Here is a 14,387-nt window from a genome sequence, read left to right on the forward strand (position 1 = left end):
ACGTTGGCGACCGTTAGCCGCCGCCAGCCGCGGCGCTTCGCCGTTTGCTGCCTTTTGCTGCAATCTCCGAAACCAGGCTGACCAAGGAGCCAACCGAATGGAGCGCGAGCCCAGCGTCGGCCGCGCCGTCGCCGCGCGGCATCTCAGGCAGCACCGCGCGCGCGAAGCCGAGTTTCGCCGCTTCTTTCAAGCGCGCCGGCATGAGCGGCACCGGACGCACGGCGCCTGAAAGTGACACCTCACCGAAATAGACAGCCTCCGCCGGTAACGGCGCGTTGGTGAGCGAAGAGACCAGGGCGGCGGCTGCCGCAAGGTCGGCCGCCGGCTCCTGAATTCGCAAGCCGCCCGCGACATTCAGGTAAACGTCGTGGGCGGAAAGCTTTACGCCGCAGTGTGCTTCCAGAACCGCAAGCACCATTGACAGCCGGCTCGGGTCCCAGCCGACCACGGCGCGGCGCGGCGTTCCGAGCGAGGTGGGCGCCACCAGCGCCTGCAGTTCGACCAGTACCGGTCGCGTGCCTTCGACGCCTGCGAAAACAGCGGTGCCGGGCGTTCCGAGATCGCGTTCTGACAGGAACAGCTCGGACGGATTGTGCACTTCGCGCAAGCCGAGGCCGGTCATCTCGAACACGCCAATCTCGTCGGTCGGCCCAAATCGATTCTTTACGGCGCGGAGAATGCGGAATTGCTGCGAGCCTTCTCCTTCGAAGGACAGCACCGCGTCCACCATGTGCTCGACCACGCGGGGCCCGGCGATCTGCCCATCCTTGGTGACATGGCCGACCAGGATCAGTGCCGCACCGGATCTCTTGGCGAAGCGTATCAGCGCCTGAGCCGAAGCCCGCACCTGCGTCACCGTACCGGGGGCGGATTCCACGGTGTCGGTCCACATCGTCTGGATTGAATCGATGATGACGAGGCGAGGGGACGTGCCCTCTGAAAGTGTTGCAATGATATCCTCAACCGACGTCTCAGCAGCGAGCTGGACGGGTGCGGCCGCAAGCCCTAGCCGCTCCGCCCGCAGGCGAACCTGCGCCACCGCCTCCTCACCGGAGATATAGACCACGCGATGCTTCGCCTTCGCCATCATGCTTGCGGCCTGGATGAGGAGCGTCGACTTGCCGATGCCAGGATCGCCGCCGAGCAGAAGCACGGAGCCACGCACAAAGCCGCCGCCGGTGACGCGGTCGAGCTCGGCCATGGCGGACGCAAGTCGCGGAGCCTCCTTGTTTTCGCCTGTCAGCGACTGGAGCGCGAAGGTGCGTCCCTTGCGTTTGGCGCGAAGGCTGACCGGTCCGCTGGCGGCGCCGGAGGGGTCTTCCTCAGCCAGCGTGTTCCATTCGCCACACGCCTCGCACTTGCCCTGCCAGCGGCCATAGGCGGCCCCGCAATTCTGGCAAACGAAAGAGAGAACGGCTTTGGCCATGGAATCGGTTGCTCCGGAAGGCTAACGGCCATAGCACGGGTTTCGACCAAGACGCACAGCCGTTGAAACCTTCGCGCCAGCTGGCCTTCAACCTGCCTTCAACGGAACTTCATGTCGCGCTGCCGCCGCGATAGACCCGCTGATAGCGGTCACCCAGACTGGTCAGCACCTCGTATCCGATGGTGCCGAAGTGGTACGCGAGTTCGTCGACAGTAATGTCGCCGCCGATCAGCGTGACCATTTGGCCGCGTCTTGGTCGTGACGGCAGGTCCGTGACATCGATCGCCATCAGGTCCATCGAGATGCGGCCGGCGATTGGGCAGCGTGTCTCCGCTACGAGCGCATCGGCGGTGCGTACGCCGTCGACGCCGCCGGCGGCGCGGAAATAACCGTCGGCGTAGCCGGCCGAGACAATCGCGAGCCGGGTTTGACGCCGTGCAGTCCAGGTCGCGCCGTAGCCGACCGTCTCGCCCTTCTCGACGTCGCGGACCTGCACGATGCGTGCTTTCAGATCGACCACCTGCTGCATCGGATTATCTGCTTCCGGCGTGGGATTGACGCCGTAGAGCGCGGCCCCAGGGCGGAGCAGGTCGAACTGAAACTGCGGCCCGAGGAAGATGCCGGATGAATTCGACAGCGAGGCGGATATGTTGCTGAAGAGCCGCGCAACCTCGCGGAACGCGGCGGCTTGCTTGCCATTCAACGAATGTTGCAAGTCCTCAGCGCAGGCGAGATGGCTCATCACCAGCGTGATGCCGTGATCCGGCTGCGCCACCCGGACCGATAGAGCCTGTGCTTCGGCGACGCTGAGACCAAGCCGGTTCATGCCGGTGTCGACATGGATTGCGCAGCCGCCGGCATATCCGTTGACCTTGCAGAATGCATCCCATTCGGCGAGCTCGCCGAGGTCGCCGATCACGGGCCGGCAGTTCAGCTCGGCGAAGGCCGCACCCGTGCCCGCGAAATAGCCGTTCAGTACATAGATGGTGGCGTTCGGCGCGGCTGCGCGGGCGCGGCGCGCTTCCTCCAGCGTCGCGACGAAGAATGTCTTGCAGCCCGCAGTGTTGAGGGCGCGGGTGACTTGTTCGATGCCGCAGCCGTAGGCGTTCGCCTTGACGACGCCGGCACATTCCGCGGGCACGCCGCGCGTCTCCAGCTTGCGCCAGTTGGCGACGATCGCATCGAGATCAACGGTAAGAAGGCCATTGGCGGCGCGATCCATGAGTTTTGCGCCGGCTGGATGCGCCTCGCCGCCGATCGCTGAAACTGCTGCTTGCGCCATCATGCATTGCCCTGTCGGGCGCTCATTCGGGGTTGCCGTCCCGCCACATTACGCGGCGAGGGCGGGGGGTCAACCGGCCCATCGCGCGAGACGGCTCAAGGCGGGCCGCTACATGCGGTCCGGCACATAGGCATCCGGCGCCAGATCGGAAAAGCGCGTGATAGATGCTTCAAAGTGAAGACTGACAGTGCCAGTCGGGCCGTGACGCTGCTTGCCGATGATCACTTCGGCCTTGCCGTGGGCCAGGTCCATTTCGGTCCGCCACTTTTCGTGTTCGGGCGTGCCCGGACGCGGCTCCTTGTTCTGCAGGTAGTATTCTTCGCGGTACAGGAACATGACGACGTCGGCGTCCTGCTCGATCGATCCGGATTCGCGCAGGTCGGATAGCTGCGGACGCTTGTCGTCGCGGTTTTCCACCTGACGTGACAGCTGCGACAGGGCGATGATGGGAACGTGCAGCTCCTTTCCCAGAGCTTTCAGGCTGGTCGTGATCTCGGTGACTTCCTGCACGCGGTTATCGGACTTTCGCGACGAGCCGGACAGCAACTGGATGTAGTCGACGATCAGCAAGTCGAGACCCTTTTGTCGTTTCAGCCGCCGCGCACGCGCACAGAGCTGTGCGATCGACAGGCCGCCCGTTTCGTCGATGTAAAAGGGCAGTGACTGAAGCTCGATAGCGTGATCGCGAATTTTCTCGAAATCGGCCTCGGTGATGTTGCCGCGGCGGATCATGCTCGAGGAGATTCCCGTCCGTTCGCCGATGATACGCGTCGCCAGCTGTTCACCCGACATTTCCAGCGAAAAGAAGCCGACGACGCCGCCGTCGATTGTCTTCATCTGGCCGTCGGCCTGCACCTCGCTGCGATAGGCCTTGGCGATGTTGTAGCCGATGTTGCTTGCAAGCGATGTTTTCGCCATGCCGGGGCGGCCCGCGATGATGATGAGGTCGGAGGCCTGCAATCCGCCCATCCTGGCATCGAGATCGCGCAGGCCGGTCGCGAGGCCGGATAGTCCACCATCGCGCCTGTACGCATTCGCCGCCATGTCAACGGCCGCCGTCAGCGCGTTCGCGAAGCGCTGGAAGCCGCCGTCATAACGGCCGGTTTCGGCGATCTCGTAGAGGCGCTTTTCTGCTTCCTCGATCTGCTGGCGCGGCGAGGAGTCGACCGGCGAGTCGAACGCCTCGTTGACCAGGTCCTCACCGATACGAATGAGATCGCGGCGCAGGGCAAGATCGTAGATCGTGCGGCCGTAGTCCTGCGCGTTGATGATTGTGGTGGCCTCAGCGGCGAGCCGGGCCAGATATTGCGCGACCGTCATGCCGCCGATGTCGGTCTCGGCCGGAACGAAAGTCTTCAACGTCACCGGTGTGGCGATCTTGTTCAGCCGGATCAGGCTGCCGGCGACTTCATAGAGATGCTGGTGAATCGGTTCGAAGAAATGCCGCGGTTCGAGGAAGTCCGAAACGCGGTAGAACGCATCGTTGTTGACGAGAATCGCGCCCAACAGGCTTTGCTCGGCCTCGATATTGTGCGGCGCGGTACGGTAGGTGAGCGTTCCGGCGGTCGGCGCCAGCTTCAGTGCGGTCGAATCGGAAAGGGCCATGGAAAAGAAGCAGGTCGATCAAGGTTGACGGGAACGCGGCGAACCTCAGCCAATGAACTAGTGTTTCGGTTCTAACGTTCGCATCACTTTGCAGCACAACCCGTAGGCGAACGTCAGAACCAAGAGGGCACTAGCAACCTTATGCAGCTGGTGCGCTTTTTGGATCTGACGTTCGTACGCGCGCCGCAGCGGCCGGGGCCACGAACGTCAAAATCCAAAACGCCAGCGATAAAGCACCGCGCGGCCGACGAGCGATACCGCCTCGACTCGGCTTATCCCTGATTCACACGTTACACACCGGCTCGACAAGAGAATCTTACACGCGATCCGTACTTCTTCTTGACTGCACGCTCACGCGCTTGTTGCGAATCGCGTGGGTCTATTCGCCTGCCAATTGCAGTTTCGGCTCCTTGAACCGCGACTCCACAAGCCGCATCCGCTCTTCGGCTTCGATGATGTAGTGGCGCGTCATTGGCACGACGCCTTGCCGCTTGGTGATCTGAATCTGGAAGTTCATCATGGCCTGCTTACGGAACGACATTTCCGCTGCCGCCAGGTAGAACTCCCACATCCGCACAAACCGCTCATCATAAAGCCGCTCGGCGTCTTCCTTGCGCGCGAGGAAGCGCTCGCGCCACATCTTCAAGGTCTCCGCGTAGTGCAGGCGCAGGATTTCGATGTCGTTCACGAGCAGCCCGGCGCGTTCGATCGCCGGCAGCACCTCCGACAGGGCGGGAATATAGCCGCCGGGGAAGATGTACTTCTCCATCCAGGGGCTCGTGGAGCTCGGTCCTTCTGACCTGCCGATCGAATGCAACAACATGACGCCGTCATCGGTCAGGAGCTCGGCGCAGCGTCGAAAGAAAGCGTCGTAATGGCCGACACCGACATGCTCGAACATGCCGACTGAGACGATGCGATTAAAGGGGCCCTTGACGTCGCGGTAGTCCTGCAGACGGAACTCGACACCGGGCGAGGGATTTTCGCTCAGCCGGTTGTGGGCATAGCGAAGCTGCTCGGTGGACAAGGTGACGCCTGTGACCCGGCAGCTGGAAACGTCACTAAGATAGCGCGCGAGTCCACCCCAGCCGCTTCCGATGTCGAGGATCGAGTGGTTTTGCTCCAGCAAGAGCTTGGCCGCGATATGGCGCTTCTTGGCGAGTTGCGCCTCCTCGAGGCTCAAACCTGGTTTGTCGAAGTAGGCGCAACTGTATTGCCGGTCGGCATCGAGAAACAGCGCGTAAAGGCGGCCGTCCAGATCGTAGTGATGGGCGACGTTGCGTAGCGCGCGGCCGCGCGGATTGAACTGCCGCACGCGCCGGGCAAGCGAGCGCAGCGCCGCCTGAAGTCGTGCCCATTGAGGTGTGCCGGCGCCGGGCTGTTCCAGCAGAACGGCAATAAGGTCGGCGATCGAGCCCTGTTCGAGGCGCACCTCGCCGTCCATGTAGAGCTCGCCAAAGGTGAGTTCGGGATCGAGCAGTACTCGTCGAACCGCCGATCGGGTCACGAAGCGGACCTTGATCGGTACGCCCGAGCCATCGCCGCAAACAAAGACCGCACCGTCCGGGGTGGCCACTGTGACTGAGCCGTGCCGGATTCCGGTCGTCAGAAAATATCGTAGCACTCGATCCATGACGGGCCGTCCCCACCGCCGCGGAAGTCATCATAAATTCAAATAAGCCCCTTCGGGTTCCAGACCAATGCGGGCTGGGGAAGTCAGCCAACAAATTTCCGCGGTTGACTGAGCATTTCCGATCAAATCACAGACGATTCACCGTTCAGTCTTAACCCTTCCATTCGCGGCGCAATCGGCTAGAACATGGCGGCAAGTTCGCGAGTCATCTGCCCGGAGGTTTGAATGAAGAGCCGAGCGCTCTGTTTGGCGGCTTTGGCCCTTCTCGTCAGCCTCTGCGGATCGACCGGCGCCGGAGTGCGATCCGCCGCCGCTCAGGCGCTCGATGCAGGAAAGCCGCCTGCGCAGATCTTTTCCGGGACATGTTCCGCCTGCCACCGGTCCCCACGCGGACTGTTGCGCAACGTGTCGCCGGGCTCGCTCTCGGGCTTTTTGCGCCAGCACTACACCACCGGTAACGAGATGGCCGGGACAATGGCTGCCTATGTGCTCGGCAGTGGTGGTGCCGATCGCGCTGCCGCCGAACCGGCGCCTAAGCGGGAGCCTAAGCAGGAACCGAGACAGAAAGCGAAAGCGGACGCGCCCGAGGTGGTGGCGCGCAGCCCCGACCAGAAGGACCTTTCCAAGTCAGCCAGGCAGAAGGCGGCCAAGAAGGACAGGCCGGAACCGACCGATGCCGTAAAGGACGCGCCGGGCAGCGAACCGGCAAAGGCCGAACCTGAGAAGGCCGATGTGGAGAAGCGGGAAGGGGCGCCTGTCTCCGAGCCAGCCAAATCTGAGATCGTTGCGGCTGACTGCAAGCTTGAAGAACCGACAAAATCGAACGTCGCATCGGAAGTCGACGACAGTAAGAGTGATACGCAGCCAGACCAGCCTACTGCCTTGACGCTGCCGGGATTCCCGCCGCCACCGGCGCCCGAACCGGAAGTAAAGCCCACCGCAACTGCTGTGGCTTCGCCAGGGTGCGACCCGGCCGAAAGCGGCACGACCGCTACGACCGAGGCCGAGGGGACGTCAAAGGAGCAGGCGAAAGAACAACCGCCCGTCGCCGCACCGCCCTCCGTGGCTGAAGCGCGGAAGGCCGAGTCACTGGGCTCCACGGAAACCGGAACGGCAGCACCGGCGCTCGACATCATGCAGGAGGAGGTCCATGCACCGCGTCCGGCGCGGGCTCTCCAGCAGAAGCGGAGGCTGCCGCTCCAGCCGCAGGAGCAGCCCTAGCGCAAGGTGGCCGTCTTTGATGCAGCGAAAAAGGCGCCGGCTTGAGCCGGCGCCTTTCATTTCGGAAATCCTGTCGCCTGATCAGGCCTTCTCTTCGGTCGCCTCGGTAGTTTCGCCGCCGTCTTCCTGCTTGCGCGCTTCCGGTTCGAAGAACTCTTCGGCCGCAGCGAGAGCTTCGGCAGCCTCGTCCTCCTCTTCGCGGCGAACTGTCACGTCCTCGCCGCGCTTGATGCGCGCGGCTTCGTCGGCATTGCGCGCCACGGTGACAGTGACGGTGACCTCGACCTCCGGATGCACGGCAATATCAATCCGGTGCTTGCCGATCGTCTTGATCGGTGCGTCGAGCAGGATCTGTCCGCGCGTGACCTTGATGCCCTCGGCCTCGAACAGCGAAACGAGATCGCGGCTCGACACGGAGCCGTAGAGCTGACCGGTGTCGGATGCCTGACGCAACACTACGACGTCGCGACCGTCGATCTTCGCAGCCGCCTTCTCGGCTTCCCCCTTGGCCTGGAGGTTGCGCGCCTCGAGCTCGGCTTTCATGCCGTCGAACTTGGCGCGGTTGTCCTTGGTCGCGCGCAACGCCTTGCCCTGCGGTAGCAGGAAATTGCGGGCAAATCCGTCTCTCACACGGACGATTTCGCCCATCTGTCCGAGCTTTGCGACGCGTTCCAGCAAAATGACTTCCATGATTATTCTCCGTCTAGTTGGATCGTTGAGTTGTCAGGAGGAAAGGGAGGGCGGCTTGGCCCTGCCGGCGAATCGGCGGCGCAGCCCGATCGCGCCCTCTAAGAGGCCGAGCATCACGATGATCAGCGCCGGCCAACCCAAGATAACGACGCCGCCATAAGCGGCGATCAGCCACAACAGGCGCGCGCTGGACGATTGCGTGATGACATGCAGCACCGCGAAGCCGACCAGCATGTAAGCCGTCAAGAGAGCCGCGCTGGCGATCTGCGAAAGCATGGCGAGCAGCCCGCTGGTGAACGACAGCGCAAGCGTGGCTGCAAGCACGATCATGACAACCTGCGGCAGCTCGATGCTGCGGAGATCGGGCCACGGTCGGTGCAGTCGCCCGGAGGTAAGGACGATCTTGCCCGAGAGCCACAGGTTGAGCGTCAGCGTGAACATTGCGACCAGCGTGGCTGCGGCCGGCGCAATCTGCGCAATTGCGTCCAGCACGGCATCCGTGTCGGTGTCGGATGCGGCGCCACCGCGCGCACCGATGATGCGTGTAAGGCCGCGGCGGAGTGCTGCCATGATCGTCTCGTAGTCGCTGCCGAGGGTCAGCAGGGCGCTTAGTGTGATGAGACAGGCAAACACCGCGATCCAGAGCACAAGGCGGCCTGGGGGATACCATTCCAGCGCCTCGGCAGGTGCCGGCGACAAACCGTTTGTGCTGCTCGCGCCGGCTGCCGTGGCAGGCTGTGCAAGCAGTGTCAGATGCCCCAGCCAGAATGCGGGCAGGCCGACGGTGACAATGAAGGCGGCGAAATAGGCGAAGCCGAACGCAAGGCCGAGGCCGGCACCGGCCGTGACCGCTCCGATCAGCGCGCTTGTCGGTCCCCAGCCCAGCGCTGCGACCATCAATGGCAGCGGCGCGAGATAGAACAGCAATAGCGAGATCAGTGCGCCGGAAACGATCGACGCAAACATCAAACCGGCTGCGCAGCCGGCCGCGACTGCAATGAGAATGTTCATCATCAGCTGTCCCGCTCCCTTCGAGCGGTTAGAAGCGGCGCGTTGCATCCGCCTCAACCATCGACCTCGGGCGGATTCCCGAGATCTTATGAAAATCAGTCTGGCGGTCTCATCCCGACGGCGAGACCTGGAATGTCAAATCCTAGCCCGGATCAGGTTAGCGAATGACGTAAGGCAGCAGTCCGAGAAACCGCGAGCGCTTGATGGCGCGCGCAAGCTCACGCTGCTTCTTGGCGGACACGGCCGTGATGCGGCTCGGGACGATCTTGCCGCGCTCGGACACGTAGCGGACGAGGAGCTTGGCGTCCTTGTAGTCGATCTTCGGCGCGTTCGCGCCCGTGAACGGGCAGGTTTTGCGGCGGCGGAAGAACGGACGGCGCTGGGTGCTTGCAGCCATGGCCATGGGCTTACTCCTGGGTCTCGGTAGTGGCTGTGGTTGCTTCATCTTCACGCGGACGACGCGGGCGGTCGCCGCGATCTCCGCGGTCGCGATCTCCGCGGAAGCCGCCACCGCCAAATCCGCCGCCGCCAAAGCCGCGCTCGCCGCGTTCGTCACGGTCGCGTTCGGCCTTGCGCATCATCGCCGACGGGCCGTCCTCGAGCTCGTCGACGCGTACGGTGAGGTAGCGGATAACGTCCTCATGGATGCGCTCCTGACGCTCGATCTCGGCAACGATCGAAGCCGGCCCATCAATGTTGAGCAGCGTGAAGTGCGCCTTGCGGTTCTTGTTCATGCGATAGGTGAGGGAGCGAATCCCCCAGGATTCAGTCTTTTTGACCTTGCCGCCCAATTGTTCGACCACGCCCTTGATCTGGGCGGTCAGCTCCTCGACCTGCTGGGGGCTCGCATCCTGACGCGCGAGGAACACATGCTCATAAAGTGGCATGGAAAGTCCTTTCCTAAGTGGGCGCAACAACCGGCGGCAAGCCCTTCGAACCCTTCGGGAAAGGTTCGTCGATAGCTCAGAAGGCGGAAACACCGGACGACGGGCCGACTGGCCCTGCCGCATCAATCAAGAGGGATTGTTGAGACCGTCCGTTCAGCTCCCGGCCGGAAGCAGCGGATGGCGGGCCTTATAGGATATTTTGGCTGTTTGGCAAGCAAAAGCGCAGCGACGGCCCAATCGGGCCCCCGAGCGGAACAGCTTGACGGGCTTGTTTGTATGTTATACAAATAAATCGGGAGAAAGCGATGGCCGAGCCCACCGAGAAGGCGATCCCGAAGCACGCCGTTCGGGCAACGCGCACCGCCGGACGACAGATGCGTTCGCGGCTTCTCGATGCCGCAAGCCTCCTCTTCAAGGATCGCGGGTTGGCCGGGGTCTCTTTTGCCGATATCGCCGCAGCTGCCGACGCCTTTCCGAGCCAGATCACCTATTACTTCCGCACCAAGGAAGCGCTGTTCGTCGAGGCGGCCTGCCGCGACGTGCTCTATGCGGGCCGTGCCGCGGAAGAGGCCGCAGCCGCGGCACAGACCACGCGGCAATACACGCGGGCGCTGGTCGACAGCGTCATGCATGCCGACGCGCTGCCGTTCTTTGCGGAAGCTCTGACGCTGACGCGACGCCGGCAGGACCTGGCGCCGCTGATCGAGCGCACCATCGCGCGCCTGCATGCCGAAGGTTTGCGCGCGTTCGAAGGTCAAATGAAGGCGCATGGCTGGCGCTCGCGTCTTGATCCGGAAACATCGGCCAGACGCTTCTGGGCGATTGCGCTCGGCGTCGGGCTGGAGGGCCACGCCATCGGCCGCTCGACCGAAGAGCTCGCTGCCGAGATGCTGCGCGTGCTCGACGCGCAAGCTGATGCAAATCCAGCGGAGCGACTCAGGTTGGTCGCGGGCGCTTCGGGCCAGGCTTCATCCGATCAGGGGAGTTCATCATGACAGCGATGCGCCTTCTCGCCCGCGATATCATGAGTGCGGAGCAACTTGCCGACGTGCGCGAACGGTCGCATTGGAAGGGGATCGCGCTGATCGTCCACGCCTGGATGCTGATTCTCGCGGCGATGGCACTCGTGGTCTGGTTGCCAAATCCACTGACTTTCCTGCTCGCCGTTGCGATCATCGGATCGCGGCAGCTCGGGCTTGCCGTTTTGATGCATGAGGGAGCGCATGGTGGGCTCGCAAGGGACGAGAAACTGAACTTGTGGCTGAGCCAGTGGTTCTGTGCCTACCCTGTGTTTGCCGAGACGCGCGCCTATCGCCGCTATCACCTCAAGCATCATGTGCATACGCAGCAGGAAGACGATCCTGATCTCGTCCTGTCCGCGCCGTTTCCGATCACGCCTGCAAGCTACCGGCGCAAATTCCTGCGCGATATCACTGGCCAGACGGGCTATCAGCAGCGAAAGGCGCAGATTCTGAACGCGCTCGGCCGGCCTGAATGGCCGCTAGCGCAGCGCGCGCGGCACTTCTGGTCCAAGCTTGGTCCCCAACTCGTCACGAATGCGATCCTGTTCGCAGGCCTCGCGATCGCCGGAGCATGGTGGGCCTATCCATTTCTGTGGCTGCTGCCGTTGCTGACCTGGCAGATGGTGATCACGCGTATCCGCAATATCGCCGAGCACGCAGTCGTGCCTGACAGCGACGATCCGCTGCGCAACACGCGCACGACGCAAGCGAATTTTCTCGAGCGCCTGTTCATTGCGCCGTACTACGTCAACTATCATCTCGAGCATCATCTGCTTTTTTATGTGCCGTGTTACAACCTGCCGCGTGTGCACCACATTCTTTGCGCTGGCCCCCATGCGGAGCGGATGGAGGTGCAGCCTGGATATGCAGCGGTGCTGCGGCTTGCGATGTCGAAGCCGGGCAGAGAGGATCGGCCTGGCGACATTGCCGGGCACGCGCGGCGTGCCCAGGCTGGGCTGAAGGTGGACGCCGATCAGGTGGCGTCTGGCTTCTAGCACCCCGCATGGCGCTGTGCGCAAGTGCGCTGGATCTGGCGTCGTACGACCATTGCTGCAAGCCGTACGTATGAACGTCGAATCCAAAAAGCACACTGGCTTCATAAAGTTGCTGCGGTCCCTTTGGCCCTGACGTTGGCAGGCGAGGTCGCTGCAAAGTGGTGCGAACGTTAGAAGCCAGGACACTTGTGGCGGCTTGACATTCTACCCCTTGCCGGTCTTTTACGGCGCGAGTTCATGGCGCGCCGTTCGGAAGGCTGTGCTTGTCGGGGGCGGAAGCGGAACATGGCGATCGCATTTACTTTTCCAGGGCAGGGCTCACAGGTGGTCGGCATGGGCAAGGCGCTTGCCGATGCATTCCCTGTGGCCCAAGCCGTGTTCGAAGAGGTTGATGCCGCACTCGGCGAGAAGCTCACGGATATCATTTGGGCCGGTCCGGCGGAGACGCTGACGCTGACGGAAAATGCGCAGCCGGCGCTGATGGCTGTGTCGATCGCGACATTGCGCGTGCTCGAATCAGAGGCAGGAATTTCGGTCAGCGATGCAAAATTCGTCGCCGGCCATTCGCTTGGGGAGTATTCGGCGCTTGCAGCCGCCGGCGCGTTCTCGGTCTCCGACGCGGCGAAGCTGTTGCGGACGCGCGGGCGCGCAATGCAGAAGGCGGTGCCGGTCGGCGTCGGCGCGATGGCTGCGTTGCTCGGGCTTGATTATGAAGCAGCGGTGACCACTGCCAGGGAGGCGGCTCAGGGCCAGGTCTGCGATCCGGCAAATGACAATGGCGGCGGACAGGTCGTTGTGTCGGGCAACAAGGAAGCTGTCGATCGAGCTGTGGAAATCGCCCGAGGCAAGGGCGCCAAGCGTGCGATGCTGCTGCCGGTATCGGCGCCCTTCCATTGCAGCCTGATGAAGCCTGCCGCCGACGTGATGGCGGACGCGCTCTCGAAGGTGACGATCAACAGGCCTGCGGTGCCGTTGGTCTCTAACGTGCTTGCGTCTGCGATCGACGATCCGGATGAGATTCGCCGCCGCCTGATCGAGCAGGTGACCGGGACCGTGCGCTGGCGCGAGTCGGTCGTGTATATGGCGGGCGAAGGCGTGACGAAATTCTTCGAGATCGGTGCCGGCAAGGTGCTCACCGGTCTGGTTAAGCGCATCGCCGATGGTGCGACTGGCGTTTCAGTCGGCTCGCCGGCCGATATCGCCGCGGTGAAGGCCGCCGGCTGATCGCTTTCCTCACACAGGAGGGTTCGTCGTGATGTTCGATCTGACTGGCAAGACTGCGCTCGTGACCGGCGCGACCGGCGGCATTGGTGGCGCGATTGCGCGGTCGTTGCACAAGCAGGGGGCGACGGTGGCGCTTTCCGGTACGCGCCGTGACGTGCTGGACGCGACGGCCGCCGAGCTGAAGGACCGCGTGCATGTGCTGCCGTGCAATCTGTCCAGTACTGACGAGGTCGAAGCACTCGTACCGTCAGCCGAAAAGGCGATGGGACAGCTCGATATCCTTGTCTGCAACGCCGGTGTTACCCGCGACAATTTGTTCGTGCAGATGAAAGACGAGGAGTGGGACCAGGTTGTTGCGATCAACCTGTCGGCAACATTTCGGTTGGCGCGCGCGGCGACCAAGCTGATGATGCGCAAGCGCTTCGGCCGCCTGATCGGCATCACTTCGGTCGTTGGTGTCACCGGCAACGCAGGGCAGGGCAACTACACCGCTGCGAAGGCCGGGATGATCGGCATGTTCAAGTCGATCGCCCAGGAGTACGCGCGCCGCAACGTGACGGCGAACTGCATCGCGCCGGGCTTCATCGCTACCGCCATGACCGATGCGTTGAATGAAAAGCAGCGCGCAGCGATTCTCGACAAGGTTCCTGCAGGACGTCTCGGAACGCCCGACGATATCGCCGCGGCGGCGGTTTACCTTGCGTCCGATGAAGCCGCCTATGTCACCGGTCAGACGCTCCACATCAACGGTGGAATGGCAATGATTTGAAGGCTATAGGGGCGGCGCTGCGTCGGGACACCGCGCCTGGCATGCTGGTCAAGGCTTGGGAAGTATGGTACCGAACCGGCAAGATGGGGCGAGGAAACGATGGGATTGCGGGACAGCCAAAGCCCGTATATCTCCGGCCCGGCAGCCCGCCTTCTGTCACTTAACGGTCGATGCAACCTGGACAGTGAGACGCAGTTGAATGTTTTTGCGCGAGACCGGACGTAAGGACTTGCGCCAGACTACCCACCAAAATGGCTCGTATCGGTTCACGGTCGGGTCTTTTAAGGAACTAGCACGAGGTTGAGACGATGAGTGACATTGCCGAGCGGGTTAAGAAGATTGTGGTCGAACACCTGGGTGTGGAGCCGGAGAAGGTGGTCGAAGGCGCAAGCTTCATCGACGACCTCGGTGCTGACAGCCTCGATACCGTTGAGCTCGTGATGGCGTTCGAGGAAGAATTCGGCTGCGAAATTCCCGACGACGCGGCGGAGACGATCTTGACCGTCGGTGACGCGACGAAGTTTCTCGAGAAGAACGCAAAGAGCTGAAGCAGCGCGTTCGGGTCTCCGCAGACCAGCTCTGTCTTAATCGACAGCCGCGGTGCGAGTGGAGACCCTGACGG

The 14,387-nt window shown here is 62.9% G+C and carries 14 protein-coding genes; 6 read left to right on the plus strand and 8 right to left on the minus strand.

What is annotated here, in order from left to right; genetic code table 11:
• Positions 1–13: 13 nt before the first annotated feature.
• The 4 genes from radA to RCO31_RS19275 form a co-directional block, all read right to left on the minus strand.
• A complete protein-coding gene (radA, locus tag RCO31_RS19260; RefSeq protein ID WP_308970059.1) occupies positions 14–1,426 on the minus strand; it encodes a DNA repair protein RadA in 1,413 nt (470 codons plus the stop codon).
• A gap of 109 nt (positions 1,427–1,535) precedes the next feature.
• Positions 1,536–2,648 carry an alanine racemase gene (gene alr / locus RCO31_RS19265; RefSeq protein ID WP_308970200.1) on the minus strand — a complete coding sequence of 371 codons (1,113 nt, stop codon included), beginning with the start codon at positions 2,646–2,648 and terminating at the stop codon, positions 1,536–1,538.
• 168 nt (positions 2,649–2,816) lie between these two features.
• Positions 2,817–4,313, minus strand: a complete 1,497-nt coding sequence (locus RCO31_RS19270) for a replicative DNA helicase (protein ID WP_308970060.1) — start codon at positions 4,311–4,313, stop codon at positions 2,817–2,819.
• Positions 4,314–4,692: 379 nt separating this feature from the next.
• Positions 4,693–5,946, minus strand: a complete 1,254-nt coding sequence (locus tag RCO31_RS19275; protein WP_308970061.1) for a cyclopropane-fatty-acyl-phospholipid synthase family protein — start codon at positions 5,944–5,946, stop codon at positions 4,693–4,695.
• Positions 5,947–6,342: 396 nt separating this feature from the next.
• On the opposite strand from RCO31_RS19275, the gene RCO31_RS19280 reads away from it, so the two are divergent.
• A complete protein-coding gene (locus RCO31_RS19280; RefSeq protein WP_374991506.1) occupies positions 6,343–7,167 on the plus strand; it encodes a hypothetical protein in 825 nt (274 codons plus the stop codon).
• A gap of 81 nt (positions 7,168–7,248) precedes the next feature.
• Here the strand turns inward: RCO31_RS19280 and rplI are convergent, their stop codons facing one another.
• The 4 genes from rplI to rpsF form a co-directional block, all read right to left on the minus strand.
• Positions 7,249–7,857, minus strand: coding sequence for a 50S ribosomal protein L9 (rplI, locus tag RCO31_RS19285; RefSeq protein ID WP_308970062.1), 609 nt, complete (start codon positions 7,855–7,857; stop codon positions 7,249–7,251).
• A 33-nt stretch (positions 7,858–7,890) separates the two neighbouring features.
• A complete protein-coding gene (locus RCO31_RS19290; RefSeq protein WP_308970063.1) occupies positions 7,891–8,868 on the minus strand; it encodes a hypothetical protein in 978 nt (325 codons plus the stop codon).
• 157 nt (positions 8,869–9,025) lie between these two features.
• Entirely contained in the window at positions 9,026–9,265 is a 240-nt protein-coding gene (rpsR, locus tag RCO31_RS19295) for a 30S ribosomal protein S18 (RefSeq protein ID WP_308970202.1), read from the minus strand.
• Positions 9,266–9,275: 10 nt separating this feature from the next.
• Positions 9,276–9,755 carry a 30S ribosomal protein S6 gene (gene rpsF, locus RCO31_RS19300; RefSeq protein ID WP_308970064.1) on the minus strand — a complete coding sequence of 160 codons (480 nt, stop codon included), beginning with the start codon at positions 9,753–9,755 and terminating at the stop codon, positions 9,276–9,278.
• Between the two features lie 305 nt (positions 9,756–10,060).
• On the opposite strand from rpsF, the gene RCO31_RS19305 reads away from it, so the two are divergent.
• The 5 genes from RCO31_RS19305 to RCO31_RS19325 all read left to right on the plus strand — a co-directional run bounded on the left by RCO31_RS19305 (position 10,061) and on the right by RCO31_RS19325 (position 14,313).
• Positions 10,061–10,750: a TetR/AcrR family transcriptional regulator C-terminal domain-containing protein gene (locus tag RCO31_RS19305; protein ID WP_308970065.1), complete on the plus strand. Its 690-nt coding sequence runs from the start codon at positions 10,061–10,063 to the stop codon at positions 10,748–10,750.
• On the plus strand, positions 10,747–11,772 hold the full coding sequence (locus tag RCO31_RS19310; RefSeq protein WP_308970066.1) for a fatty acid desaturase family protein: 1,026 nt from the start codon (positions 10,747–10,749) through the stop codon (positions 11,770–11,772). Before RCO31_RS19305 ends, RCO31_RS19310 begins: the two co-directional genes overlap by 4 nt.
• 285 nt (positions 11,773–12,057) lie before the next feature.
• On the plus strand, positions 12,058–12,996 hold the full coding sequence (gene fabD / locus RCO31_RS19315; RefSeq protein WP_308970067.1) for an ACP S-malonyltransferase: 939 nt from the start codon (positions 12,058–12,060) through the stop codon (positions 12,994–12,996).
• Between the two features lie 31 nt (positions 12,997–13,027).
• Positions 13,028–13,765: a 3-oxoacyl-[acyl-carrier-protein] reductase gene (fabG, locus tag RCO31_RS19320; RefSeq protein ID WP_308970068.1), complete on the plus strand. Its 738-nt coding sequence runs from the start codon at positions 13,028–13,030 to the stop codon at positions 13,763–13,765.
• A gap of 308 nt (positions 13,766–14,073) precedes the next feature.
• Positions 14,074–14,313, plus strand: coding sequence for an acyl carrier protein (locus RCO31_RS19325; protein WP_308970069.1), 240 nt, complete (start codon positions 14,074–14,076; stop codon positions 14,311–14,313).
• The last annotated feature ends 74 nt before the right edge of the window (positions 14,314–14,387 follow it).

This window comes from Bradyrhizobium sp. LHD-71, from assembly GCF_031157255.1.
GTDB lineage: Bacteria > Pseudomonadota > Alphaproteobacteria > Rhizobiales > Xanthobacteraceae > P52-10.